This is a genomic window from Hazenella coriacea (assembly GCF_004341825.1).
In the GTDB taxonomy this organism is placed as follows: Bacteria; Bacillota; Bacilli; order Thermoactinomycetales; family Thermoactinomycetaceae; genus Hazenella; species Hazenella coriacea.
Genome location: NZ_SMAG01000009.1, coordinates 23,167 through 49,548 on the forward strand (window position 1 = coordinate 23,167; position 26,382 = coordinate 49,548).

Genomic DNA, 26,382 nt, shown 5'->3' on the forward strand with positions numbered 1-26,382 from the left:
AGGAACGAGGTGGCCATGCGGATGGAAGGGAAGAAGCTGGGGGGACGCTATGAAATTGTTAGTCGTGTAGGCGGTGGCGGAATGGCTGTTGTCTACAAGGCCAAAGACTTACTCCTCAACCGTTATGTAGCGATTAAAGTGTTGAGCGAGTCCCTCAGTAATGACTCGGAATTTATACGTCGTTTTAGTCGGGAAGCACAAGCAGCTGCGAGTCTTTCTCACCCGAACGTTGTGAACGTCTATGATGTAGGGCGAGATGGATATACTCATTATATTGTGATGGAATTAATCGAAGGGCCTACTCTAAAGCAGTATATACAGGATCGCGGACCACTTCCCACAGAAGAAGCAGCTAGTATTGCCATGAAAATATGTGATGGCTTAGCACATGCCCACGACAATCAAATCGTTCACCGCGATATTAAACCCCATAATATCTTATTGGGAAGTAATGGTCGAGTGAAAGTGACTGACTTCGGGATTGCTCGAGCAGCTAGCTCGTCGACCATTACTCAGCAGGGTTCTGTAATGGGTTCTGTCCATTACTTCTCTCCTGAACAAGCTCGGGGTGGAATTATTGATTATAAGTCGGATATTTACTCCTTAGGGATTGTCTTTTATGAAATGGTGACAGGGCAACTTCCTTTTGATGGAGATCAAGCGATTGGAATTGCCCTCAAACACTTGCAAGAACCTGTGGAAGATCCGCGGAACTTAAATCGTGATCTTCCTGACTCTGTCGCAGAAATTATCTTAAGAGCGATGGAAAAAGATCCAGTTGACCGCTTTGCTTCCACACGAGCCATGATGCAAGAAATCTCCTATGCGGTTCCTTATAGCATGGATCGTAACTGGGCTCATTCACATCGACCTAAAGAACCACAGTATGATGGTGGATACCAAACGATCGCCATCACAGATGAGGAGACATCCAAACACACAGCAGTAACTACGACTCCAGAACCAGATCATTCATACTCACCTACTTCAAGACCTGAAATTCGTGAAGGAGGAGGGCGGAAGGAAGTATCTTCTCCCTCTAATTCAAGGAAATCCTCTCTTGGGCAGCAAACGTTGCTAAACTTGGAGGCATTGAAAAACTTTCCAAGTGATAAAGATAAGACACTTTTCCAACGGACAGCCATCTGGTTGGACAATGTGCAACAAACGCTCCCATGGTGGCAAAAGTTAATTTTTGGACTGATTACAGTTGCTTTGATTCTCGGAATTAGCTTTTGGGTCTTCGACTCTGTCTGGAGTTTTATGAGTGGAGGTAGTGGTAGCGATCAAGAACAAAATGCCTCTGAAGAGATTGAGTTGAAACTGTTTTCAGGTAATGTAGAGGATGCTAAAAAATGGCTGGATAAAAAAGGGTTGAAGTATGAAATCAAGCCAGAGAGCAAGCCTGGAGTCGCGCCTGGTGATGTGTGGGAACAAAAGCCGAAAAGTGGAACGAAGGTAAAGCCAGGAGATACCGTTACTTTGTTTGTAGCTCCCAATGGGGTTCCGGTTAAAGATTTTATCGGGGGATATGAAACCGATGTAAAAAATCCTCTTCAAGCGGGGACATTTGAATCAAAGTACCATTACAAAGTAAGGGTGATTCATTGTAACGAGGGTTCTCAAACATATAAAATCTATGACCAGAAGCCGAAACCAGGAGAATTCATTAGTGAAGATGAAGTTCTTGAGGTTTATGTTACTGTTCCACAAGTTTCAGGATGTAGTCCTGCTAAATACAACAAGTACTAAAAAGTAAAGGAGGTCTCCTATGCCTGTAGGGCAGATTGTGAAAGCCATCAGCGGATTTTACTACGTGCGATCAACAGAAGGAACTGAGCTTCAGTGCCGCGCACGTGGGATTTTTAAATTTTCTAAGAAGAAAATCACTCCGCTGGTTGGTGACTTTGTTGAATATGAAGCGACGGGGTTGGATGAGGGTGTGGTGACCTCCATCCGCCCCCGTCATTCTGAATTACTTCGACCAGCCATCGCCAATGTAGATCAGGCGGTGGTTGTTTGTTCTTTACGGGAACCTGATTTTCAGCAGATGCCTGTAGATCGTTTTCTTGTTCACGGGGAACGGGAAGGATTGGACATGGTGCTCTGTCTCACGAAATGGGACTTGCTTGAGGATGAAAGGGTGATCGAAAAAGTTCGCCAGATATACGAGCCTGCTGGTTATCCGGTGATCGTCACTAGTGTGAAAACCAAGCAGGGGTTAGATGAGTTACGCTCTTATTTAACGGATCGCATCTCCGTTTTTGCAGGACAATCAGGAGTAGGGAAATCGTCGCTATTGAACGAGATCTTGCCTGAGAGAGTGTTAGAAACAGGCAAAGTGAGTGAAAAGTTGGGTCGGGGTCGTCACACCACTCGTCAAGTGGAGCTAATTCCCTTACCTCAGGGTGGGCAAGTGGCAGATACTCCAGGATTTAGCCAGCTCTCTTTTCAAGGCTTTGAATCAGATGAATTGGGTAGCTATTTTCCAGAAATCCGTGAGCGTTCCTCTTTGTGTAAATTCCGTGGCTGTCTTCATATTAATGAGCCCCAATGTGAAGTGAAAGCGGCTCTTGAACGTGAGGGGATTCATCTAGAGCGTTACCAAAACTATTGCCAATTCCTAAATGAAATTAAAGATCAACAGAGGAGGTACTAACCATGATTAAAATTGCACCATCGATTTTATCTGCTGATTTCTCTCGATTGCGTGAGGAGATTATCGAAGTAGACCAAGCAGGGGCTGACTGGATTCATGTCGATGTGATGGATGGTCATTTTGTCCCGAATATTACACTGGGTCCCCTCGTCGTAGAAGCGATCCGCCCTCATACGAAGTTACCCCTTGATGTTCACTTGATGATTGAGAACCCTGACCGTTATATTGAAGCGTTTGCTAAAAGCGGTGCTGATTATATCTCTGTTCATCAAGAGGCATGTCCCCATCTTCACCGCACCATTCACTTCATTAAAGAACAAGGAGTGAAAGCAGGTGTGGTTATCAATCCAGCTACTCCTGTTTCCCTCATCGAACCAGTGTTAACGGATGTTGATTTTGTGCTATTTATGACTGTCAATCCTGGTTTTGGGGGTCAGAAGTTTATTTCACAGGTGTTACCTAAGATTCGACAGGTACATGATCTTCTTCAAAAACAAGGACTTCAGCATGTAGATCTTGAAGTGGATGGTGGGATCAACCCTGAAACGGCTGTAGAAGCAGTCCGTCATGGTGCTAATGTCTTGGTTGCAGGCTCTGCGATCTTTGGTAAGGAAGACCGTCAAGCGGCTCTGCATGCCATTCGGCAGGCTGGAGCAAAGTAAGAGAAAGTGAAAGAGGAAGTGATTGTAGTTTCATGGCTGTATCATGGTTTTCATGCCGATCATTTGGCATAATGGATACATTCAATAACAGAATTTATGATTATATTCTAGCTGGAGGAGAGCGCAATGAGTAAACAACGAGAACGAATTATGGTCATGGTAGAAATTGCTATCTTAACAGCACTAGCAGTCGTTTTACACAAGGCTACTCCCTTTCAGTGGGTATATGGTGGCTCGATATCTTTAGTAATGATCCCCATTGCACTCTTAGCGTTTCGGCGTGGATGGATCGCAGGAGTGATTGCTGGGGGACTGACAGGCTTACTATCACTCTTGTTAGGGGGAAGTGTCTATTATCCCCTACAAGTTGTGTTAGATTACCCGTTAGCGTTTGCTTGTTTAGGGCTAGCTGGCTTGATCCCCGTTCGTACCGATTTAGAAAAAGCTAGCTTGTTAAAACGAACGTTTGCAGCCTTATTTATTGCGGGGGCAGGACGCTTTGTCGCTCATTACCTCTCAGGAGTGATTTTCTTTGCTGAATTTGCTCCAAAAGGACAATCGCCTTATATCTATTCGTTGGTTTATAACGGATCTTATATTTTACCTGAAATCATTATTACTTTTATTGTTATGCTTCCAATCTTATGGGGGGCTCCCCATTTGGTTCAAAAATCTCGAACCATGTAGGATGGGTTAGTCATGAAAAATGTAGAAAGAGTTTTTATTGTAGCTGGAGGAGAATTGAGCGATTCAGACTTTAGAAGCTACAGAAAAAATAGAGATACTTTGATTGCCGCTGATGGAGGAGCACAAGCTTGTATCAGCCTAGGATATCGACCTGATCTTGTTGTGGGTGACTTTGATACCACAGGTGCTACATACATGGAAACTCTTCAATCACAACAGATTCCATTTCGACTATTGCCTGTAGAGAAAGCGCATACAGATACTCATATGGCGATTGAGGAAGCTTTACGTTTCCACCCAAGAGAAATTTATATTTTGGGTGCATTGGGTGGGGCTCGCTTTGATCATATGATCGCTAATATTGGATTACTAGAGTGGATTGCTACACGGAAGGTGGATGCTTTTTTACTCCATCAGACGAATCGCATCCGTTTATTGATTGGACCTACAACCGTACAGATCCCAAAAGAAACTTACCATTACCTTTCGATTCTCCCCGTATCTAAAGAAGTAGAAGGAGTTCAAACCGACGGATTCCTCTACCCCTTACACCAAGAAACTTTATATAGAGGAGAAACTCGGGGAGTTAGTAACGAATGGGCTAGAGAAACCGCTTCCATCACCTTTACAAATGGAATTTGCTTAGTGATTGAGAGTAATGATCAAACTAATTAAGCAAGGTGCTCCAATCATAAATTCTTCTCATGTTCTAGGGACACATCGTTCTCTATAGAATATAAATAAGTGAAGACACGATGGATGTATGGCTCAAAGTCGTGCTGACCAACTGGGGTAAGGGGTGAATCGGGGTGAAGTTTTATACCATCAAGCTTCCGAAGTTCCTCGGTGGGGTGGTAAAAGTTCTAATTAGTGCTTTTAGCAAAAAAGAATAGACCACCCCATGGAGAATTTTTGGGGAAGTGTTAAGAAGGGAAACGGCTTGTCTAATCCTTCATAATTATATGCAGTGAAAAAGTGATATAGAAAAAGTAAAAAGGATTTTAGTTCAATCGAATGAGCCTAGTAGAGGATCAAGTAAGACCTCAACTAGGCTTTTTGGTGATGTTTAAGACGAAAAAAGAATAATCTGATGCTTCTTAGAAAATTATTTACTTGACTTGATTAAAGATACTTGAAGTAGTTGGAGACATTTTTTTATCCGATAAACCAAGGAGGGAGATGTTTCGCTAGCGAGTGACTTTTGCGAACGCAATCGAGAGTGAGGCAGAGAAGCAACAACCTGATCGGATCGTTCCAAATGTGACTAAAATAGCTCAGATAAAGTTTTTTATATAAATGATTCAATAGTACCTTGCAATGTTTTATAGTCGGTGTTAATATATAATCAATAGACAGTACCTTTTAATGCTTTGTACCTTGCGGAGAATTGGGTGATCCTATGAATGTTCAATTTAAGAAAGGAGTTCTTACCCTATGCGTCATGGTTCTTACCAAAAATAAAGATCGTTATGGGTATGAATTAGTAGATCGAATATCTGAAAAGTTTTTGATTGCAGAAGGTACGATCTATCCTTTATTGAGACGCTTAACCAAAGAAGGTTATTTTACGACTTATCTTGTTGAATCTACGGGAGGCCCTCCCAGAAAATACTACCAACTAACTGAACTGGGGCAAAAGTATCTGATGGAATTAATTGAGGAATGGAAAATGTTTTCTGTAGCAGTAGACCAGCTAATTAAGGAGGGATTAGATTATGAACAAAGTTGAATTTATGAATGCACTGAAACAACAGTTACAAAAGATCCCTGAACAGGAACGAGCGGAAATTTTGGTTGATTATGAAGAGCATTTTCGACATGGATTAGAGAATGGGAGAACGGAAGCTGAAATCGCTCGTTCGCTGGGAAGCCCGAAGGAGATTGCTAAAGAGTTAATTACGGATTACTTTCTTGTCCAAGCCAAAACGAAAAATTCATTCCCCAGTCTCACACGTGCGATTTTTGCATCACTGGGGTTAGGTTTTTTAAACCTCGTTTTTGTATTAGGTCCATTCATCGGTTTAGTTGGAGTTATGTTTTCTTTTTATGCGGTAGCTGTGTCTTTACTAGTCGTTCCACTTGCCTCGCTTGCTTCTCTCATCTGGGTATCTTCACTTCCAGAAGCTATTTTTAACCTATCAGTAGGATTGGTTTGTACAGGATTGGGCTTGCTGTTGTGGATCGGGATGAATCGTGTCACTCGTTTCGTTTTTCATTGGTTTATCCGCTATGTAGAGTCTAACCTCAAGTTCATAAAAGGAGAATAGTGATGAAGTCTATTATTAAAATTTCCTTAATCATGATCATAGTCGGTCTCATCGGAATTTCCAGTCTATTATATATCCTAGGATGGGATGGAATTGGTGGTGTAGTAGGAAAAGATGTTATTGAACAAAAACAAATCGATGGAAAAGAAATCAACCAAGTTAAGATTAACTCTAAGCTTTCTAATATCAATATTTATCCAAGCCCCAATGATCAAATTGAGTTGAAGTTAGAGGGAACAGTTAATCAAAAAGCAGACATAGATTTTCAAGTATCAGCAGAAAACCATCAATTATCTATAACTGTAGATTATATAAATAAATTTCCAATGTCTTTTAAATTGTCCCACCTAAATCTGGATGTCTATTTACCTGAAAAGGTATATGATTCGGTGAATATAAAATCTGATATTGGGGAAATCTCTATCGACCAAAAATTGTTGGCTAAAAAGTTAGAATTAAAATCGGACATTGGGGAGATTGAAGTTGATGAATTTGAAGGTGACGAGCTGATTTGCACTTCTAACCTGGGTGATATGAAGCTAAAAAAGATTAATGCTTCCTTTGATATCAAAACGGAAACGGGAAGTGTTGATATGAACTCGGTTAGTAGTTTGAAAAATAATAATAAAATCAAGACTCAATTGGGAAATGTGAATGTTGAGTTATCAGGGGAGCCGAAATCATTAGGATTAGATCTTTCGACGGAGTTAGGGGAGATCGAAACTGACTTCATGGTTCATACAAAAACAAGTGGGAAAAATGCTTCTCCTATAGGGGGTTCGCTTCAAGGGTTGGTAGGTGAAAAAGTAGAGAATGCACCCACACTTACGGTTAGTACTGAATTAGGGGATATTTCGATCGAAAAAAAATAATCAAGTGGCTACTCCTTCAGTTGTTTGAAATAGGTAATAGTGAAGTAAAGTTACGTGCACAGTTGATTCAAAAGCAAAGATATCTTTTCGAAGATCTGTGGAAAATCATCGATAATCCAGATCCATTGATGATAAAAATCACTGTGCACTTTTTCTGATAGGAGGACGTAAGCGGATAGATTTGAAGGGGGTGAATTGAATTGTAGCCCTGACTTTGATGATCTGGATGATTTAAATATTATTGGCAGAATGCTCAGGAACAAAGTGTAGATGGTTCCTGAAAAAATTTCTCGACTACCTGTTATTGCTTGGTACTATGTATAGTTAGTAAAGATCAATGGAGGAGGAACATCAATGTTAAAGAAGATATTTGCCTGTATATTGATGAGTTTGATGATTTTTTATGTTGTCCCCCTAGCATCCTTGGCCGAAGGGAACCATGAGCCACAAATCACCTCTGAAGGATTACAAAAATTTGTAGATGATTCATTTAAAAAAGGAATGGAGAAGCATCATGTTCCTGGAGCGATTGTCTCTATTGTGAAAGATGGAAAAGTCCAGTTAGTTGATGGTTATGGGTATGCAGATCTTGAGCAGAAAAAGCCTGTTGTTGGAGAGACAACAGTGTTTCGGGTGGGCTCCATTTCTAAAGCATTTGCAGCAACTGCAACTATGCAATTAGTGGATCAAGGGAAGTTGGATCTGCACCAAGATATCCAATCCTACATATCTTCCTATCAAATAGAGAAATCTTATCAACAGCCCATCACTTTACATCATTTGCTGACGCATACTGCTGGTTTAGATGAATGGTTGCATGCTCTTCAGACTACCGATGAAAAGCAATTAGGTACATCGGGGGAGTATCTTGCACACTCTTTTCCAAAGCGGATCTATCCACCTGGAGTTCAAGCACAATATAGTAATCATGGATTGGGTATGGTAGGAGGTGTGATTGAGGAAAGAACAGGGAAGTCATTTGAAGAATATATGCAACAGTCGATTTTACAACCATTGCAAATGAAGCAAAGTAGCTTTCAATTTAAAGAAAATGTGGTTCCTAATCTAGCCAAAAGCTATCAATATACAGGCGTTCAATTTAATCCAATCCAATACGGGCATCCATATGTACCAGCTGCAGGCTCATTAAACACAACAGCACCTAATATGGCTAACTTTATGCTCGCTCATCTACAAAAAGGGAAGTTTCAGGGTCAGCAAATCATATCAGAAAAGTCTGCCGCTCTGATGCATCAAACTCAATTTACTAAACATCCCCAATTACCAGGCATAGCTTATGGGCTTTTTGAAGTTAATAAAAATGGGCTACGAGCAATTACACATGGGGGTGGGATCGATGGCTTTCAATCGATGATGTATCTTGTGCCCGAAAAAGAGCTTGGGATTTTTATTTCTACGAATGGTGGGAGTGGTCATTTACTGATCAACGAGTTTATCGATCAATTTTTTGATCATTATTATCCTGCAACACAGATGCCTCCACAAAAACAAACAGGAACATCAGTTCAACAATTGAAGTTGTTTGAAGGGACTTACCTTGCCAATCGATATCCGCATCATGGATATGGAAAATGGTTGAAATTTTTGGTGGATCAATTATATCGTCATGTAAAAGTTGAAAGTGATGGGAAATTAACTGTTTCTTCTGGAGATGGAAGTGAAGTCAAACAATTTTATGAAATCGAACAAGGCCTATTCCAAGAAGTAAATGGAAGTGAACGGATTTATTTGATTCAGAAAGACGGGAAAGCTCAGCTTTTTGTGAGTACTGACCCCTCGGTTACTTTTGATCGATTGGAATGGTATGAGAAGGGAATCTTTACTTCTTCGTTCTTTTTAGTCGCTTTTGGTATATTTTTAATAGCCAGTCTCTGGTTTGTGATCGGGTGGATGATTCGTAAATGGAGAAAAACAGAACGTCAACCTTTGCTATCTTTGTTCCGTTTTGTAGCTTGGGTGATGAGTGTGATCCATGTTGTCTTTTCAGTTACCACTCTTTATTTTATCTCAGGTCTACAAATTGTAAATGGATTTCCAGCTTGGTATAACCAAGTGATCTGCTCTTTACCTTTCATCTCTTTTTTCCTAGCCATCTGGTTAGTTATTCTTCTTTGGAAAATGCATCAAGCAAAGATTGGAAAATGGTGGGTGAAAGTAACCTACTTTATATTCGTTTTTTTGGGGATCATCACTCCACTTTGTCTATATTACTGGAATTTCTTGAGCATTCATTTTTCTTGAAATTCAGTGTGATAGAGAAAGTAAAAAAACCTAGTAGCAATGTGGTTCGCTACTAGGTTTTATCATGTTTGTGTAATCGAAAAATATCCTCGATTATACACGAGTTACTTTACCGGACTTGAGGGCACGGGTACTGACATATACACGTTTTGGTTTCCCGTCTACAAGAATCCGTACTTTTTGTACGTTAGCTCCCCATTTTTTTCTGGTTTTGCGGTTGGAGTGGCTAACTTTGTTGCCGGTAGAACCTTGTTTACCGGTAATAAAGCAACGACGAGCCATCTTTCGCACCTCCTATTCATTCGTCCGAACAGTTATGATTTACTCCACTTACGAATGGTTGTACTTAAAGAGTGAAACCTTAAACAGAAACACTCTACATTGTAAGCGTCTGTCCATACAGAGTTCATTCATCTTAAAGACCGATGCAACGAATAAGTACTAAACACCTGCACATTGTAGCATACCTAAGAGGGGCTTGCAAGGAAAATAGGAGTTGAGTAATGATGATGGATGTTATACTTTTATTCTGTTGGTTGTTATTGTACAATTGTCCTAGTTGAAATGCCTAAGAACCTCTATAGGAGGAATAGAGATGAGTGTAGAAGTATCCACAAACCTTGGACAAATCGATGTAGCTGATGAAGTAATCGCTACCATAGCGGGTGTAGCTGCTATGGATTGCTATGGTTTAGTCGGAATGGCTTCCCGTAGCCAATTAAAAGATGGAATTACTGAGTTATTAGGACGAGAGAACTTAAGTAAAGGGATTGAAGTTAGAACGGAACATGAAGAGATTTCCATAGACATGTATATCATTGTTGGTTATGGAACGAAAATCTCTGAGGTCGCCCATAATGTTCAAGCCAAAGTCAAATATACATTGGATCAGATGATTGGATTGAAAGTTAGCCAAGTGAACATTTTTGTACAAGGTGTTCGTCTGGTTAATGAAGAGTAAGGGGGAACACTGTTGGGACAGCAAGTAATTAACGCATCTCTATTTATGCAGATGATGCGTGCAGGAGCTAAGAATTTAAATAGTCATGTAGACACAGTAAATGCACTCAATGTGTTCCCTGTACCAGATGGGGATACAGGAACCAATATGAGCTTGACAATCACGTCTGGTGTCAAAGAAATGGAACATGTATCCGCGAAAACAGTTGGCGAATTGGCGGCAGCGCTTTCAAAAGGGTTGTTAATGGGTGCTCGCGGAAATTCTGGAGTCATTTTGTCTCAAATCTTCCGTGGATTTGCCAGAGCAGTATCAGATAAAGAGACGGTAAATGCTCAGGAGTTGGCGGAAGCTTTTGATCGTGGTGTGGAAACTGCTTACAAAGCGGTTATCAAACCAGTAGAAGGAACCGTTCTTACCGTATCTCGTGAAGCTGCTGAAGCTGGAATGAGACAATCAAGGAAAACCCTAGAGCCTGTAGAAGTATTGGAGGCAGTCTGTGAGGAAGCTAAGCAATCACTGGCTAGAACTCCTGAATTGCTACCTGTTCTCAAACAAACAGGAGTTGTCGATGCAGGTGGTCAGGGGCTTGTTTTTATCTATGATGGAATGTTGAGTGTTCTTAAAGGTGAAGTTATTGAAGAAGAAATAACTAGCGATTTACCTGATTTAGATTCATTGGCAGACATTGCCCACGAACAAAATGCACAATCAAAATTAGATCCATCAGAGATCGAAAATGGGTACTGTACAGAATTTATCATTATGCTAAATATTGATCGTCGTTCTGTGGAGCCTTTCGTAGAAAATGTGTTCCGTGAAGAGATCGGAGAACATGGAGACTCTCTACTTGTCGTTTCCGATGATGATCTTGTTAAAGTACATATTCATGCCGAGTATCCAGGGGAAGCTCTTAACTATGCGATGAAATATGGGGATCTCACACGGATTAAAATTGATAATATGCGTGAACAGTATGAAAGTGTGACATCTTCACATCCATCTTCATCTACACCAGTGCCTGAAGAGGTTGAAGTGGAGAAGAAAGAGTATGGACTGGTTGCTGTAGCAGCTGGTGATGGGATTGCAGAGATTTTTAGAAGTCTAGGCGTCGATGTAGTGATTGAAGGGGGACAAACAATGAACCCCAGCACACAAGATATTGCCGAAGCGATTGAGCAAATCTCAGCTGAACATATTATGATTTTGCCAAACAACAAAAATATTATCTTAACTGCTGAACAAGTAAGTCAGGTCGTATCAACTCCAGTTACTGTTTTGCCTACTCGGACGATCCCCCAAGGTTTAGCAGCTTTGTTAGCATTTCAAGCGGATGAGGAGCCAGAAGAGAATAAGCAGAAAATGATGGAAGCTTATGATCAGGTGAAATCTGGAGAAGTTACTTATGCTATTCGTGATTCGACCATGAACGAGATGGAGATTAAAGAGGGCGACTATCTCGGCATTCTAGAGGGGCAGATTGAAAAAGTAGATCTTGATCTTCTTACCACTTCTAAAGAGCTCCTCGAAACAATGATTGGCGATGGCGCCGATGTGGTTACTATTATTTATGGTCAGGATGTAGAAGAGGCACAAGTCGATGAATTAACACAATTCTTAGAAGCTAACTATCCTGATACGGAAGTAGAAGTTTACCGAGGTGGGCAACCACTGTATTTCTTCCTATTTTCTGTAGAGTAGTGGGGGGGAGAGTTTGTATGGCAAAGATAAAAGTTTTTACAGATAGTGCAGCAGACATTCCAAAACATCTTCTCGATGAGTTAGATATTTCTGTAATTCCATTGAAGGTGCACATTGATGGAGTAACCTATATTGATGGTGTCACTCTAGATAAAGAAGATTTTTATGATAAATTAAAAGCGAGTAAACAGTTGCCAAGTACTTCTCAACCTTCGCCTCTTGATTTTGCTGAAGCTTTTCGTAAAGCAGCCGAAGAAGGAGCTGAGGAGATTATCTCAATTAATCTTTCTTCAGCGATGAGTGGTACTTATCAGTCAGCCGTTCTAGCCATCTCGATGTTAGAAGATATCGATGTAAAAGTGACTGTGATTGATTCCAAAGCCGCCACGTATGTATATGGCATGATTGTGGTCGCAGTGGCTCGTGCGGCTAAAGCAGGAAAATCAATGGAAGAGTGTGTACAGATTGCTGAGCGATATATTCGTGAGCAAAAGGTTTTCTTTATGGTAGATACTTTAGAGTATTTACAAAAAGGTGGAAGAATTGCCAAAGCCTCTGCATTGGTAGGAACCTTGCTCAATATTACACCAATCTTGTCATTAAATGATGAAGGCGAAGTATATGGCCTTGATAAAGTAAGAGGGAAAAATAAAGCCTTTAATCGTGTCTTTGAATTGATGAGCAAGCGCTTTCCATTAGGTAGTTCGGTATCGATCGGGATTTTACATGGAAATAACATAGAAGCCGCTAACAAGTGGAAAGAAAAGGTCCTAAGTATGTATGATGTAAAAGAATGTGTCACAACACCTTTGGGACCGATTATCGGCACCCATGCAGGACCAGGTACGGTTGCTTGTGTTCTTGTGCCTGTAGATGATGAATAATTAATGCCTCCACGTCAGGTGCAAGGAGAGTAAGACTTTGCTCTAAGGAGGTTCATATGAAATATCGTACTGTATTTGATATTATTGGTCCGATTATGATTGGGCCCTCCAGTTCCCATACGGCGGGAGCTGCTCGAATTGGGCTGGCAGCCAGAAAAATATTTGGGCGAAAGCCGGATCGAGTAAAAATAACCTTATATGGTTCTTTCGCTAAAACCTATCGGGGACATGGAACAGATATTGCTCTAGCCGGTGGGCTGTTAAACTTTGATACGTCGGATCGTCGAATCATTCAGGCATTAGAGATTGCTCAAGAAGAAGGCGTAGAGATCACCTTTGAGGAATCAGATGACTTAACGGATCATCCCAATACCGCACGCCTTTATCTTGAAGATGAAAAAGGCAGTATAGAAGTGGTTGGTGTTTCAATCGGTGGCGGAAAAATGGAGATCATCGAAATTAATGGTTTTGAATTAAAATTGACAGGTAATGATCCTGCTTTACTTGTATTGCACCATGATCAATATGGAGCGGTAGCTCGTGTTGCTACAGTGCTTGCACTCCGTCAGATTAACATTGGCTTCATGCAAGTTTCTCGTAAAGAAAAAGGCTCTCAAGCACTGATGTCAATTGAAACCGATCAGCCTGTCGATGCTGATGTCCAGGATGAAATTCGACATTTAGCAGGAATGGATGCTGTTACGGTTCTTTAAGGTGGTTGAGAAGTCTGACAGGTGGGGCAAGCGGTAGCAAAGAACGATAGAAGCTTTAGATCAACACAGCTACGGTTTGTAGGTGGTAAATTTCTTTTAAGTAGGAGAAATGGATCTAGGAACCCCCCCTTTTGTTTGTGGGAGGATCATGAATAGTGTTGGCATCACTCTCTAACGATATTATCTTCATGATATGACACCGCCGTTATCGTTTAAGACGGCGGTTTTCTATCGAAAAGGAGAATAGGCATGAAATTTCGTACCGTTGCCGAATTGGTAGAAATTGCAGAAACTGAACAACTTAAAATTTCAGATGTCATGCTTCAGATGGAATCAGAAACAATGAACCGTTCACAGGAAGAGATCTTCACTGAAATGGGGAATCATCTGGATGTGATGGAGCAGGCGATTCAACGTGGACTTACTGAAGATGTTCGATCACATAGTGGTTTAACGGGCGGCGACGCTAAGCGACTCCAAGAGTATAAAGATTCTGCGACAGTACTTCTCTCTGGTCCTACTGTGTTGGAAGCGGTTTCAAAAGCGACCGCTGTTTCCGAGATTAATGCTGCTATGGGAACGATTGTAGCAACGCCAACAGCGGGAGCCTGTGGAATTTTACCAGGAACGATATCAACCGCAGCAGAAAAGCTGAACTCTGATCGGGAGACGAAGATTCGTGCCCTTTTTGTCGCAGGAGCGATTGGTTATACGATTGCCAATAATGCCTGTATCTCTGGAGCAGCAGGTGGTTGCCAAGCTGAAGTGGGCTCAGCCACAGCGATGGCAGCAGCAGCCGTGGTAGAGATGGCTGGAGGAACCCCATCAATGTCAGCGGAAGCTGTATCAATCGCTTTAAAAAATATGCTTGGACTTGTATGTGATCCTGTAGCAGGCTTGGTGGAAGCGCCATGTGTCAAAAGAAATGCAATGGGTGCAGCCATAGCGATGGTGGCTGCTGATATGGCGATGGCTGGTGTGAAAAGTGTGATCCCAACGGATGAAGTGATTGATGCTATGTATAAAATTGGGCAAAGCATGCCTGTAGCTCTTAGAGAAACAGCTTTAGGAGGACTTGCCGCTACCCCAACCGGACGAGTATTAGAACGTCAAATATTTGGGACGACTGAGAAAAAATGATGGACCCTCTACAACAATCTGTACAAGTATTATCAGGGGTTGGGGAGCAGAGAAAAGAAGCGTTAGCAGAGTTAGGAGTTAAAACGATTGATGATTTACTTCATTACTTTCCTTACAGATATGAAGATTATAGGCTCTCTGATCTAGCAGAGGCCACCCACGAATCCAAAGTAACCGTTCGTGGTCAAATCTATGGACACCCTAGTGTGCGGTGGTATGGGAAAAAGAAATCACGAATGACTGTAAAAATGGATGTACAAGGAATTCATATCTATGTGATCTGGTTTAACCAAGCTTTTCATAAAGAGAAACTTCATGATGGTCAAACCATTATCGTATCGGGAAAATGGGATCGTCACCGTTTACAATTAACTGCTGAAAAAACGTTTATCTCGGAAAAAGATCTTGACCAAGTTGGGAGATTGGAACCGATTTATTCGATTTCTGGTTCGATTCGTATGCATTGGCTTCGGAAGTTGATCTATGAAGCTTTTGTTCGATTTGGTAAAGAGATCGAAGAAATCCTACCAGAAGAACTGATTCAACGATATAAATTGCTCCCTCGTGCGAAGGCAATGTACTATCTTCACTTTCCCAAAGGTAAAGAAGAAGGACATCTTGCACGACGGCGAATGGTGTATGAAGAGTTGTTTCTTTATGAATTAAAAATGATGTGGTTGAAAAAAATCCATCGCACCGATGTGGAAGGAATTATTCATCAGTTTAACCATGAAAAACTCCAGCATTTTATTAATCAATTGTCATTCCCTCTTACTCAAGCACAACAGCGTGTAGTTCAAGAAATTTTGGATGATTTACAGGCACCCTTTCAGATGAATCGACTATTACAGGGGGATGTAGGTTCAGGAAAAACAGTAGTGGCAGGAATTTCCCTTTTTGCTAATCACTTAAGTGGTTATCAAGGGGCGTTGATGGTTCCGACGGAAATTCTTGCTGATCAGCATACTGCCTCGTTAACTAAACTATTATCTCCTTATGGAATTCAAGTGGTTTCATTAACTGGAAGCTTGACTACTCGTCAACGAAGAGAAGTATTGGGTCAAATTCAAATGGGTCTTGCCGATGTGGTAGTTGGCACCCATGCACTTATTCAAGAGCCTGTGGCTTTTAGACAACTGGGATTGGTAATTACAGATGAACAGCATCGGTTTGGTGTAAAGCAACGAGCGACTTTACGGGAAAAAGGTGAAGTCCCTGATGTGTTATTTATGACGGCGACTCCTATACCACGAACGCTAGCCATTACAGCTTTTGGTGAGATGGATGTATCCACAATTGATGAGATGCCAGCTGGACGACAGCCTATTGATACCTATTGGGTCAAAAAAGAGATGTGGCCACGAATTGTGAAGTTTATAGAGAAAGAATGTCAGAAAGGTCATCAGGCTTATGTCATTTGTCCGTTGATTGAGGAATCCGAAAAATTGGATTTACAGAACGCCCAAGATTTATTTGAACAACTCACCGTAGACTTATCCCCGATTCGAGTGGGTCTTTTGCATGGGAAAATGACATCAGCAGAAAAAGAAGAAGTGATGAAGCTATATAGTGAAAATCAAGTTCAAGTGTTGATTTCAACTACTGTTGTCGAAGTGGGTGTCAATGTACCTAATGCTACAGTGATGGCGATCTATGATGCAGATCGCTTTGGTCTAGCACAGCTTCATCAGCTACGTGGTCGTGTAGGACGGGGTGGTGGTGCTTCGACCTGTGTGTTGGTTGCTGATCCCAAGTCTGAAGCTGGTGTGGAACGGATGCGAGTGATGAGCGAAACAACAGATGGGTTTGAAATATCAAGAAAAGATTTGGAACTACGTGGACCAGGTGATTTTTTGGGGGTTAAACAGAGTGGATTGCCAGACTTTAAAGTGGCTGACTTGAATGCAGATTTTCGAGTTCTTGAAGTGGCACGCTCTGATGCAACAGAAATGGTACATCGTTCAGATTTTGCTACTCATCCAACCACGCAACCTTTATATGACTACTTAATGAATGAAGAGCTAGAGGCAAAGAGTTTTGATTAAGATCCAAGTAAAGTCGGACAGGAGAGAGTTTATGATCTCTTTCAAGTCCGATTTTTTGTTTTTGATTCAAATGAGATGACAATTATTTTATAGATAGGCAGACGATCACTTTGCGCCTGTACTCGAAATGTATTTTTCGCATAAGATAGATCATTGAATAAAGAGTGGGGGTGCAAAGAGTGAGTAAAGATTCTTTTTATCAGGATCTCGTCAAAAAGATAAATCAAACACTAGGACGGAAAGCGGTTAGTGTAGAACAAATCAAATCTTTGATGAAAGAAGCCAAGAGGGTTCGTAAAACCCAAGGAACCATGGGGCTCCTTTCCTTTGCCTCACAAATACCCTATCGATTGTTTTCCCCTCAAGAAGTGGAGAAACTTAAGCAATCACCTTATTGGGGCGAATTTTCAAGTAAACTAATCGATTTATTAGTATATGAAGGTGTCATTACACCAACTGAAGCTCGTATGCTGAAGCGTTATGTGTAAACCAAATAGGCACCATAAAAAATAGGCGTCTATGAATAGGCATTTGTAGGGGACAGGCAAAAAGCCTGACACATATTGTAATAGTGAGACCATGGGAAATTGACTAATTATTACTTAGGGAGAAGGGAGAAAATGAATAAAAGAAGGAATGTATCAGGAAAGAAACCAAACCTACTTTGGTTACGCGGTCAAATTAAAGAAATGATTCAGGATCAGCTAGGTTTAAATCGACAGTATGGAGAGGGGTCACCTCCATTTCCGCCACCTACTCCATTTGGGTTTCCAAATAGTGAACAGCCTCCACAAAGACGTCCACAGCCTTTACCCCAATGGGAAGGACCTCCACCCCAAGATTATGGAGCACCTTATCCTTATCCACCTTCGATGCAACGACGTCAATCTCCAAGATCAAATAATCAACCGACGCCTCCCCCCCCTGGTCCACCGATGTGGAATGGACCCGGTTATGGAATGATGGATGGACCACCTCCAATGCCTCCACAACCACCTAGACATCAACAGATGCGCCCAAACCCAGAATCTCCAATGCATCCTAGAAGAACAGATCCTTTTGGTCCCCCTGGTCCACCTCCAGTTCAAGGGAATATTTCCCCTTATCATGATCCAATGATGCCCCCAGCTCCATGGAGAGGAGAATCACCTCAGCAAATTAACGAGAATCGATCTAGAAACCAGAACCTTTCATCGCCATATCGCGAATGGGAAGAAATGCCTGAATCATTTGACGAAACACTAGTGGTTGATTCACGTCGTCCACGAATTAGAAGAAAAAGATAATGCTTTGCAAAAAAATGGCTCGCGGTTTGTTCGCGAGCCAATGGTATCTTTCACAACGATTCGTGTAAGATACTAAATGGGAGAGGAGAAACCGGAGGAAGAGCTTATGGGGAAACGTAAGTCTTCTCCGCGGTTCGACAACATCAGCACGACGCTGTCAAATGTATTATTGCCTCTATTTCTATGTTTATACATATTTCTACTATGTGATTTCATTTCTTTTGTCAAACTAAGATTTTGTGATAGGATTAAAAGGCTATAGATAAGTGAACTCTATATAAAAATCTTTATTCTTTTTCAAGAGTAAAGGTAAGAAAGAGCAGAAAACGTGATTGAGGGAAATGCTCCAAAAGTTTTAAAGATGTGAGGATAGTCAAATGAGAATTATTGCTGGCACTGCACGTGGAACAAAGTTAAAAATGGTCCCTGGAAAACATGTGAGACCCACCGCGGATCGAGTGAAAGAATCTTTATTTCAAGTGATTGGTCCTCGATTTGATGGAGACAACATCTTAGATCTATTTGCAGGTTCAGGGGCACTAGCATTAGAAGCTCTAAGCAGAGGAGCCAATCAGGCCATATTGGTAGATCAGTCTAAATCTAGCATAGAGACGATTCGTGTAAATGTTGCAGCTACCAAGATGTCAAATCAAGTGGAAATCATTCGTCGTGATGCTCGTGCTGCTATACACTTGTTGAAAAAAAAGGGTCTTCAGTTTGATATTATTTTTCTTGATCCACCCTATTTAGAGAATCTTTTAATCCCTGTGATCCAATCCATAGTGAAGGAAGAATTGCTGAAAGAAGAAGGACTAGTTGTGGCCGAGTATCCATCACGAGAACAATTACCTGAAAAGTTCGGGGCTTTAGTGGAGACAAGGCGATTGGACTACGGAGATACAACAATCTCTTTATATAGGATTGAAAAGTAAGCGCAATCATTTTTTACTTACAACAGTGAAAGATGAGAGAATCAAGGGGGAACATTGATGAAAGTAGCCATCTATCCAGGTAGTTTTGATCCAATTACATATGGGCACTTAGATATTTTACAGCGAGGTGCCAAAGTGTTTGATAAAATTATAGTTGCTGTGTTGATCAACCATAATAAGAAACCTCTGTTCTCTGTTGAAGAGCGTAAAGAGCTGATTCGACATGCAACTCTTGATTTACCACAAGTTGAAGTAGACAGCTTTGATGGATTATTAATCGATTATGTAAAATCTCGTGATGTAAATGTGATTTTACGTGGGCTAAGGGCCATTTCAGATTTTGAATATGAGTTGCAAATCGCTTCGATTAACCGAAAATTATCTGAGCAAGTAGAAACTTTTTTCTTAATGACTAGTAATAATCATTCATTTATTAGTTCTGCGATGGTCAAAGAGGTTGCTCGCTATGGTGCGGATGTCAAAGATCTAGTTCCGCCACATGTGATCACTGCTTTACAGGAGAAGTTTGGTCAGGAGACCCGCTGAACTCTTTCAGCGGGTTTTAGTTTGCACTATATCGTTTTTTAATAAGCTTGAAACAAGTGTGGATCATCCAAAGAAAGAACACGATCAAAGCTACTTGTTGTAATCCTCCCCATCCTGTGAAGGAAGTAGAGGTCCAATCGGAGAAAACAGGAAGAGTGCTTGAATAACCAGCTAGTTTTTTCTCAAAGAATGGGTAAATAATCAATGTAAGAACTCCCGCAAGTAATCCATGAATGATTCGGGCTAATAAATAGGGAATATATCGAACATCGGTACGACTCAGCATACTTGCTACTTGTGCATGAATAGATAACCCATTCCAGCCGATCATGATACTTACGATAGTTAATTGATACATCAATGGAATGTGATCAGGTGATGCACTCGCTATTTGTGAACCCAGTGTTATCTCGAAAATTCCAGAAAGCATGGAATCAGATAATCCAATAGGAAAATGGAACCAATCTAAAATTTGTGCGATGATACTGATTAGGGGAGCTGTCACCCCTACGTAATTGATTAAGTGAACCAAAACGGAGAAGAGGATAATAAATCCACCAATCATGAGTAAAGTCTGAACAGCTGAAGAAACAGATTCTCCTAATAATTTTCCTAAAGGTCTGCCGTCTTGTAGGCGAGCTCGATGCATAGCACGAACTGCGCGGATCAGTATAAACCCTTCATTTTTTTTCATCGATGATGATGGAGGTGCTTGTGGTTCGTAAAAGCGCATGATTAATCCCACAAGAATACTACTAGAGTAATGAGCCAATGCTAATATAATACCAATGGATACATTTTCAAAAAAACCAACTGAAACTGCACCAAATATAAATAATGGTCCTGCGGTACTTGTAAAGGAAACCAAACGCTCCCCTTCTTCACGAGAAATCAGTCCTTGTTCACGGAGACGAGAGGTTAACTTTGCACCCATGGGGTTCCCTGAGATCAGACCGACTGCCATCACAAAGGCTCCCTCTCCAGGAACACGGAAGATCGGGCGCATTAACGGCTCAAGTAATACTCCAAGAAAATGAACCACACCAAAACCCATCATCATTTCCGCAGTGATGAAAAAGGGTAGTAGGGCTGGAAAAACAACATCCCACCAGATGGTTAAGCCGCGTAAGGAAGATTTAAATGCTTGTTCAGGGTACATAAGTAAAATGACGGCAATAAACAGAGATATAGAAGCCAAGGCAATAGACTTTAGCCGACTTCGGAGAAGGGGTTGAAACATGTTTGCAATCTCTCCTCACGGACAAAAAGGGTCAATAACATGTCTACTCCCTTGCAACTGATTTTATACCGGTTTGTCCGAAAGGAGACGGCAGAGATGAGAGGAGTGACGATGAAGTGACGGAGCGACCTAAAATTGGTTTGGCATTAGGTTCCGGAGCTGCTAGAGGATTAGCCCACTTTGGGGTACTAAAAGTACTACAAAAAGAAGGAATTCCGATCGATTATGTTGCAGGGAGTAGTATGGGGAGCTTGATCGGTGTACTTTTTGCTAATGGCTTAGACTTGGAGATGTGTGAAAAGCTAGCCATACGCTTAAAAAGAAAGCATTGGTTGGATCTAACAGTCCCTAAACGTGGCTTTATCATCGGCGATAAAGTCAAAGAGTTAGTCAGACTACTCACTCACCAAAAACATATCGAAGACTTGTCGATTCCAACTGCGATTGTAGCTACAGATCTAGTCAAAGGGGAACGAGTTATTTTTGAGTCAGGACCGATTGATGAAGCGGTTCGTGCTAGTATAGCCATTCCAGGGATCTTTGAACCAGTATTTCTAGATGACCGAATTCTAGTTGATGGTGGAGTGATCGATCGTGTCCCGATTCATGTAGTGCGAGAAATGGGCGCTGATATTGTGATTGCTGTCGATGTCATTGCACAGTATAACCAAGTACAGGTGGAAAGTATTTTTGATGTGATCACTTATTCTCTTCATATTATGGAAAAGGAAATACTGAGTAGCCAAATCTTAACTGCGGATGTACTCCTTTGTCCTGAGATGTCTGATATTAGTCCTACGGCATTTCATCGGGTTGAAGAGAGTATCCAAAGAGGAGAAGAGGAAGCACGAAAACATATTCATAAGATTAAAGAACTAATAGAAAACGGGTGTGGAAAGGAATCAAGGAATGCGGTTAAATAACTGGAACAGGATTGTTATCAGTGCTCTAATTATAGCGATTCTTTCGCTTGGAGTAGGTATTTCTTTTTTAATTAAAATTCCCTATTATGCGATTCGACCTGGGACCGCCACAGATGTAACACCTTATATTCAAGTGGGTACAACCAAACCAACAGCTTCTTCTGGAAACTTTATGTTGACTACGATTTCAATCAAAGAGGCAACGATCTTTGATTATTTAACTTCTTTCCTCTCAGATCATATTGAAATCACTCCCATGGAAGATATATTATCTCAACATGAGACAGAGGAAGAATATTTTCGTCGACAGCAAGAAAATATGGTTGCTTCACAAAATAGTGCTCTAATTTCTTCATTTCGGGAAGCAAAAAAAACTGTTTCGATCCAAGTGAAGGGAGTCGAAGTATTTCAAGTGTTGAAGAATCATACAACAAAGCTTCAAGTAGGAGACCTACTTTTAGCTGTCGATCAAAATAAACTACAATCTTCTGAGCAATTGATTCAATATTTGCGAACTAAAAAGGCTGGGGATACTGTATCTGTTCAATTGAAAAGAAAAGATAAAGTGCTCACAGAGTCTATTCCGTTGATTTCTCTTCCCGTACAAAAGGGAGAAGAGCCACGTGCCGGATTGGGTGTGATCCCGATCACTCGTTATGATATTCAAACAGAACCTCCTGTTACTTTTCATGCCGAAAAAATCGGAGGTCCTTCAGCAGGTCTCATGTTCTCACTTGAAATCGTTGATCGGCTTCTTCCTAGAGATTTAACTCATGGGTATCAAATTGCAGGGACTGGAACGATTTCGGATCAAGGTGAAGTAGGGCAAATTGGGGGAATTCAACATAAAATTGTAGCTGCTGATCGTGCAGGAGCTGAGTATTTCCTTTGTCCAAGAGATTTAAAAAACGGCGATCAGAATGAAAAAATAGCCAAACAAACCGCAGAAAAGATCGGTACTTCCATGAAAGTAATACCTGTATCTACTCTTGAAGAAGCTATTCAATTTCTGCAAAAGTTGCCCGCACATTCCTCTTTCAAGGGAGAAACATTGACAGATGTAGCTTAATTGTCTTATAATATCTCTGTTTTTATACGAGGAGTGGAATCATGCAGATACACCTGCAAAAGCTGAATCAGCAAATGGATCAACAACTTCATCTTCATGAAACGATTCAGATCGATTCGCTTCAAAATGAAGTATCTGGGCTCATAGATATGAAGGACGTTGATGTAGAAGCTCATATCTTTAAGTTAGATCCACATCTGATTCAAGTAGAAGCCAAGCAATCTATAGTGGCTAAGTTTACTTGTTCACGTTGCTTGAAAACTTTTGAGCACTTCATTAATATGGAGTGGACTGAACAGTTTACAGATGAGGCTGATCGTGCCCAAGAAAATGAGGAGCAAGAGATTCATCTCATTCAAGGAAATGTGTTGGATCTCACCCCATATATTCGGGAAGCAGTTATTCTCCATATTCCTTACGCTCCAGTTTGTCGGGAAGATTGCAAGGGATTATGTCCAAAGTGCGGAATTGACCAAAATGAAGATTCTTGTCAATGTGAAACGAGATCGATCGATCCCCGTTTAGCAAAATTACAAGATCTGCTGATCAATCGGGACAAATAATAATTAAAGAAAACTTCCCATATTTGTGCTACATTTTAATAGGGGGTGAAACGTCATGGCAGTACCATTTAGACGGACTTCAAAAACTCGTAAACGTATGCGTCGTACGCATTTTAAATTGTCTGTACCAGGCATGGTTAAATGTGCACAATGCGGCGCTCCGAAAATGTCTCATCGTGTATGTAAAGAGTGTGGTTACTACAAAGGTTCCGAAGTGGAAGGTGTCGTTAAGGACTAATCCTGATCCTTACGGTCTTACAGCAAGAGTCGAATTAAACAACGACTCTTGCTTTTTTTGTTGTCAAAAAACAACTTTTTATATATACTACATTTAGTACTTGGTACTAACATTTACTTATAAGAATAGGTGGTGCTCTCCGCTGTGCGCCTCTCCAAAAAAGAACGTCAACATCTTGTCAAACAATCTTTTCATGATGACCCGTTTCTGACTGATGAGGAACTAGCGAAAAGGTGCCAAGTAAGTATCCAAACGATTCGGTTGGATCGAATGGAACTTGCAATTCCTGAGCTTCGGGAACGGATCAAGCACTTGGCGGAGGATCAGTATCGTGTCCGATCATTGTCACTTGAAGAAGTGATCGGTGAATTGATTGATATTGAGTTAAATAAAAGTGGCATTTCTGTCTTTGAAATTAAAAAAGAACATGTGTTTGCACGGAATCAGATTGCACGCGGACATTACTTGTTTGCCCAAGCGAACTCATTAGCTATAGCTATTGTAGATGCGGAAATTGCTCTTACAGGGTCTGCGGGAATCCGTTTTTTGCGCCCTGTTCGATTTGGAGATAAATGTATTGCTTATGCGAAGGTGGTAAAGTCGCAGTTGGGTCGACTGCAGATTGATGTACAAACAAGAGTGAACGGTGAAACTGTATTTCAAGGTGTGTTTGATGTATATCGTGCGAATGAGGACGGACATGTGGAGTAAGGAGGAGCATTTATGCGGATTGCATTTGATGCACACGGAGGAGACCATGCTCCAGTAGCTGTAGTGGAAGGGATTCGCTTAGCTGCAAAGGAGTGGCCCGATGTTACATACATCCTCATTGGACGTGATCCCAGTATATTGCCTAATGATCTAGCGAATGTCATCTTTAAGCATGTGACTGAACAAATCGAACCTGAGGATGAGCCAGTTAAAGCTGTTCGGCGCAAAAAAGATTCGTCAATGGTTGTTGGTTGCCAAATGGTGCGTAAAGGAGAAGCAGATGCTTTTATTAGTGGGGGCAATACAGGAGCTCTAATGGCAGCAGGACTTTTCCATACAGGACGGATCAAAGGAGTTGATCGACCTGCATTAGCTCCTATTTTTCCTACATTGTCAGGGCGTGGCACATTGGTATTAGATGTAGGTGCGAATCCAGAGGCAAAGCCCCAACACCTTTATCAGTATGCACGGATGGGGAGAATTTATGCTGAGAAAGTCTTAGGCTTCGAAGCACCAAGAATCGGTTTGCTCAACATTGGTACGGAGGAAGGCAAAGGGACGGAGCTGACAAAGGAAGCCTTCAGTTTGCTAGAAAAAGAATCTTCGCTTCGGTTTATTGGCAATGTTGAAGCTCGAGACATTTTGTTTGATGCTTGTGATGTGCTTGTCTGTGATGGATTTAGTGGAAATATTCTTTTGAAAAATACGGAAGGGGTGGCTAAAGCTATTTTTGAACGGTTAAAGGAAGAGTTTATGCGTAGTTTATCGACAAAAATAGCAGCCGCCATTTTAAAACCAGGGCTGAAACGATTTAAAAATAGTATGGATTATAAAGAGCATGGAGGAGCTCCACTTCTTGGGCTCATGGGTCCCGTGATCAAAGCACATGGCTCTTCAGATGCTCGAGCATTTTTTAATGCAGCTAGACAAGCACGACTCTTTATTGATCGAGGTGTCATTCCCCGTATCATAGAGGATCTGTCACCAAAGAAAGGGGAAGACAACGAGTGAGATCGGTTGGAATATTAGGAACAGGTTCATATTTACCCGAGAAGGTAATCACAAATGCTGACTTGGAAAAGTTAGTGGATACCAATGATGAGTGGATTGTATCCAGAACTGGAATTAAAGAGCGGCGCATGGCAGCTCCTGAAGAGGCCACTTCTGATCTAGCGGTTAAAGCAGCTGAAAAAGCATTAAAATATGCGGGTATTTCGGCTGAAGAGCTTGATTTGATTATCATTGCTACCGTCACACCAGATATGTCTTTTCCAGCAACAGCGTGTTTAGTACAAAATCAGCTAGGCGCAAAAAAAGCAGCTACCTTTGACTTATCTGCCGCTTGTACCGGATTTTTATATGGACTAGCTACTGCTTCCCAATTTATTGCGACTGGGATGTATCAGCATGCTCTTGTAGTTGGAGTCGACAGTCTTTCTCGAATTGTTAACTGGTCTGACCGGAATACATGTATTTTATTTGGTGACGGAGCTGGTGCAGCTGTATTAGGTCCTGTTAAAGAAGGAGAAGGTTTCCACTCTTTTGACTTAGGTGGAGATGGTTCAGGAGGAGAATTGTTAAAACTCCCAGCTGGTGGTTCTCGTCTACCAGCCTCTGAAGAAACTGTTGCTCAACAACTTCATACTATTTCGATGTCAGGTAGAGAAGTATTTAAATTTGCAGTAAAAGCTCTTGTCAGTTCTACTGAGAAGGCTTTAGATCAAGCAGGGCTAAAAAAAGAGGATATTGATTTCCTAGTTCCTCATCAAGCGAATACTCGTATTATTGAATCCGCGATTAAACGGCTAGGATTGGATGAAAATAAAGTAATCATCAATCTAGATCATTACGGAAATATGTCCTCTGCTTCCATCCCTGTCGCTTTAGATGAAGCATTTAGGCTAGGGCGTATTCATCAAAATGATACTCTGGTGTTATGTGGTTTTGGGGGCGGACTCACATGGGGGTCTACGGTTCTCACTTGGTCTTTAGCGTCAAACGGAGTAAATAGTTTGGAGGTTTAA

General features: G+C 41.3%; 29 protein-coding genes. 27 read left to right on the forward strand and 2 right to left on the reverse strand.

Features of this window, described 5'->3' with window-relative positions; translation table 11 throughout:
• Nucleotides 1-21 precede the first annotated feature (21 nt).
• The 10 genes from pknB to EDD58_RS12795 all read left to right on the forward strand — a co-directional run bounded on the left by pknB (nt 22) and on the right by EDD58_RS12795 (nt 9,409).
• Nucleotides 22-1,752: a Stk1 family PASTA domain-containing Ser/Thr kinase gene (gene pknB / locus EDD58_RS12750; protein WP_243648744.1), complete on the forward strand. Its 1,731-nt coding sequence runs from the start codon at nt 22-24 to the stop codon at nt 1,750-1,752.
• Nucleotides 1,753-1,771: 19 nt separating this feature from the next.
• Nucleotides 1,772-2,659 carry a ribosome small subunit-dependent GTPase A gene (rsgA, locus tag EDD58_RS12755; RefSeq protein WP_131926169.1) on the forward strand — a complete coding sequence of 296 codons (888 nt, stop codon included), beginning with the start codon at nt 1,772-1,774 and terminating at the stop codon, nt 2,657-2,659.
• 2 nt (nt 2,660-2,661) lie between these two features.
• On the forward strand, nt 2,662-3,321 hold the full coding sequence (rpe, locus tag EDD58_RS12760; RefSeq protein WP_131926171.1) for a ribulose-phosphate 3-epimerase: 660 nt from the start codon (nt 2,662-2,664) through the stop codon (nt 3,319-3,321).
• A 126-nt stretch (nt 3,322-3,447) separates the two neighbouring features.
• Nucleotides 3,448-4,008 carry an energy-coupled thiamine transporter ThiT gene (gene thiT, locus EDD58_RS12765; protein ID WP_131926173.1) on the forward strand — a complete coding sequence of 187 codons (561 nt, stop codon included), beginning with the start codon at nt 3,448-3,450 and terminating at the stop codon, nt 4,006-4,008.
• Between the two features lie 12 nt (nt 4,009-4,020).
• Entirely contained in the window at nt 4,021-4,683 is a 663-nt protein-coding gene (locus EDD58_RS12770) for a thiamine diphosphokinase (RefSeq protein WP_131926175.1), read from the forward strand.
• 134 nt (nt 4,684-4,817) lie between these two features.
• Entirely contained in the window at nt 4,818-4,901 is an 84-nt protein-coding gene (gene spoVM, locus EDD58_RS15395) for a stage V sporulation protein SpoVM (RefSeq protein ID WP_131926351.1), read from the forward strand.
• 506 nt (nt 4,902-5,407) lie between these two features.
• Nucleotides 5,408-5,737, forward strand: coding sequence for a PadR family transcriptional regulator (locus tag EDD58_RS12780; protein WP_131926177.1), 330 nt, complete (start codon nt 5,408-5,410; stop codon nt 5,735-5,737).
• Nucleotides 5,724-6,275 (forward strand): DUF1700 domain-containing protein, encoded by a 552-nt coding sequence (locus EDD58_RS12785; RefSeq protein WP_131926179.1) that lies wholly within the window; start codon nt 5,724-5,726, stop codon nt 6,273-6,275. Before EDD58_RS12780 ends, EDD58_RS12785 begins: the two co-directional genes overlap by 14 nt.
• Before the next feature lie 2 nt (nt 6,276-6,277).
• On the forward strand, nt 6,278-7,147 hold the full coding sequence (locus EDD58_RS12790; RefSeq protein ID WP_131926181.1) for a DUF4097 family beta strand repeat-containing protein: 870 nt from the start codon (nt 6,278-6,280) through the stop codon (nt 7,145-7,147).
• Nucleotides 7,148-7,501: 354 nt separating this feature from the next.
• On the forward strand, nt 7,502-9,409 hold the full coding sequence (locus EDD58_RS12795) for a serine hydrolase domain-containing protein (protein WP_131926183.1): 1,908 nt from the start codon (nt 7,502-7,504) through the stop codon (nt 9,407-9,409).
• 93 nt (nt 9,410-9,502) lie between these two features.
• On the opposite strand, the gene rpmB is transcribed toward EDD58_RS12795, so the two are convergent.
• On the reverse strand, nt 9,503-9,691 hold the full coding sequence (rpmB, locus tag EDD58_RS12800) for a 50S ribosomal protein L28 (RefSeq protein ID WP_131926185.1): 189 nt from the start codon (nt 9,689-9,691) through the stop codon (nt 9,503-9,505).
• A 313-nt stretch (nt 9,692-10,004) separates the two neighbouring features.
• On the opposite strand from rpmB, the gene EDD58_RS12805 reads away from it, so the two are divergent.
• The 10 genes from EDD58_RS12805 to coaD all read left to right on the forward strand — a co-directional run bounded on the left by EDD58_RS12805 (nt 10,005) and on the right by coaD (nt 19,614).
• Complete coding sequence (locus tag EDD58_RS12805; RefSeq protein WP_131926187.1) at nt 10,005-10,370, forward strand: Asp23/Gls24 family envelope stress response protein; 366 nt, start codon at nt 10,005-10,007, stop codon at nt 10,368-10,370.
• Nucleotides 10,371-10,382: 12 nt separating this feature from the next.
• Nucleotides 10,383-12,068 (forward strand): DAK2 domain-containing protein, encoded by a 1,686-nt coding sequence (locus EDD58_RS12810; protein ID WP_424321674.1) that lies wholly within the window; start codon nt 10,383-10,385, stop codon nt 12,066-12,068.
• Between the two features lie 17 nt (nt 12,069-12,085).
• Nucleotides 12,086-12,952 (forward strand): DegV family protein, encoded by an 867-nt coding sequence (locus tag EDD58_RS12815; protein WP_131926189.1) that lies wholly within the window; start codon nt 12,086-12,088, stop codon nt 12,950-12,952.
• A gap of 56 nt (nt 12,953-13,008) precedes the next feature.
• Entirely contained in the window at nt 13,009-13,665 is a 657-nt protein-coding gene (sdaAB, locus tag EDD58_RS12820; protein WP_131926191.1) for an L-serine ammonia-lyase, iron-sulfur-dependent subunit beta, read from the forward strand.
• 249 nt (nt 13,666-13,914) lie between these two features.
• Nucleotides 13,915-14,805: an L-serine ammonia-lyase, iron-sulfur-dependent, subunit alpha gene (sdaAA, locus tag EDD58_RS12825; protein WP_131926193.1), complete on the forward strand. Its 891-nt coding sequence runs from the start codon at nt 13,915-13,917 to the stop codon at nt 14,803-14,805.
• A complete protein-coding gene (recG, locus tag EDD58_RS12830; RefSeq protein ID WP_424321675.1) occupies nt 14,802-16,850 on the forward strand; it encodes an ATP-dependent DNA helicase RecG in 2,049 nt (682 codons plus the stop codon). Before sdaAA ends, recG begins: the two co-directional genes overlap by 4 nt.
• A 179-nt stretch (nt 16,851-17,029) precedes the next feature.
• Complete coding sequence (locus EDD58_RS12835; RefSeq protein ID WP_131926198.1) at nt 17,030-17,338, forward strand: hypothetical protein; 309 nt, start codon at nt 17,030-17,032, stop codon at nt 17,336-17,338.
• Nucleotides 17,339-17,470: 132 nt separating this feature from the next.
• A complete protein-coding gene (locus tag EDD58_RS12840) occupies nt 17,471-18,136 on the forward strand; it encodes a hypothetical protein (protein WP_131926200.1) in 666 nt (221 codons plus the stop codon).
• A 377-nt stretch (nt 18,137-18,513) separates the two neighbouring features.
• Entirely contained in the window at nt 18,514-19,068 is a 555-nt protein-coding gene (gene rsmD, locus EDD58_RS12850) for a 16S rRNA (guanine(966)-N(2))-methyltransferase RsmD (RefSeq protein WP_131926204.1), read from the forward strand.
• Between the two features lie 57 nt (nt 19,069-19,125).
• Complete coding sequence (gene coaD / locus EDD58_RS12855; RefSeq protein WP_424321676.1) at nt 19,126-19,614, forward strand: pantetheine-phosphate adenylyltransferase; 489 nt, start codon at nt 19,126-19,128, stop codon at nt 19,612-19,614.
• A 16-nt stretch (nt 19,615-19,630) separates the two neighbouring features.
• Here the strand turns inward: coaD and ylbJ are convergent, their stop codons facing one another.
• Nucleotides 19,631-20,854 (reverse strand): sporulation integral membrane protein YlbJ, encoded by a 1,224-nt coding sequence (ylbJ, locus tag EDD58_RS12860; RefSeq protein WP_131926208.1) that lies wholly within the window; start codon nt 20,852-20,854, stop codon nt 19,631-19,633.
• A 116-nt stretch (nt 20,855-20,970) separates the two neighbouring features.
• On the opposite strand from ylbJ, the gene EDD58_RS12865 reads away from it, so the two are divergent.
• The 7 genes from EDD58_RS12865 to EDD58_RS12895 all read left to right on the forward strand — a co-directional run bounded on the left by EDD58_RS12865 (nt 20,971) and on the right by EDD58_RS12895 (nt 26,382).
• Nucleotides 20,971-21,777, forward strand: coding sequence for a patatin-like phospholipase family protein (locus tag EDD58_RS12865; RefSeq protein WP_131926210.1), 807 nt, complete (start codon nt 20,971-20,973; stop codon nt 21,775-21,777).
• Entirely contained in the window at nt 21,764-22,846 is a 1,083-nt protein-coding gene (locus tag EDD58_RS12870) for a SepM family pheromone-processing serine protease (RefSeq protein WP_131926212.1), read from the forward strand. The genes EDD58_RS12865 and EDD58_RS12870 overlap by 14 nt, the downstream gene beginning before the upstream one ends.
• A gap of 41 nt (nt 22,847-22,887) precedes the next feature.
• Nucleotides 22,888-23,409: a YceD family protein gene (locus EDD58_RS12875; protein ID WP_131926214.1), complete on the forward strand. Its 522-nt coding sequence runs from the start codon at nt 22,888-22,890 to the stop codon at nt 23,407-23,409.
• 55 nt (nt 23,410-23,464) lie between these two features.
• A complete protein-coding gene (gene rpmF, locus EDD58_RS12880) occupies nt 23,465-23,647 on the forward strand; it encodes a 50S ribosomal protein L32 (RefSeq protein ID WP_131926216.1) in 183 nt (60 codons plus the stop codon).
• Between the two features lie 132 nt (nt 23,648-23,779).
• Nucleotides 23,780-24,358, forward strand: a complete 579-nt coding sequence (gene fapR, locus EDD58_RS12885; RefSeq protein ID WP_424321677.1) for a transcription factor FapR — start codon at nt 23,780-23,782, stop codon at nt 24,356-24,358.
• A gap of 12 nt (nt 24,359-24,370) precedes the next feature.
• Nucleotides 24,371-25,369: a phosphate acyltransferase PlsX gene (plsX, locus tag EDD58_RS12890; protein ID WP_131926220.1), complete on the forward strand. Its 999-nt coding sequence runs from the start codon at nt 24,371-24,373 to the stop codon at nt 25,367-25,369.
• Nucleotides 25,366-26,382, forward strand: a complete 1,017-nt coding sequence (locus EDD58_RS12895; protein ID WP_131926222.1) for a beta-ketoacyl-ACP synthase III — start codon at nt 25,366-25,368, stop codon at nt 26,380-26,382. The genes plsX and EDD58_RS12895 overlap by 4 nt, the downstream gene beginning before the upstream one ends.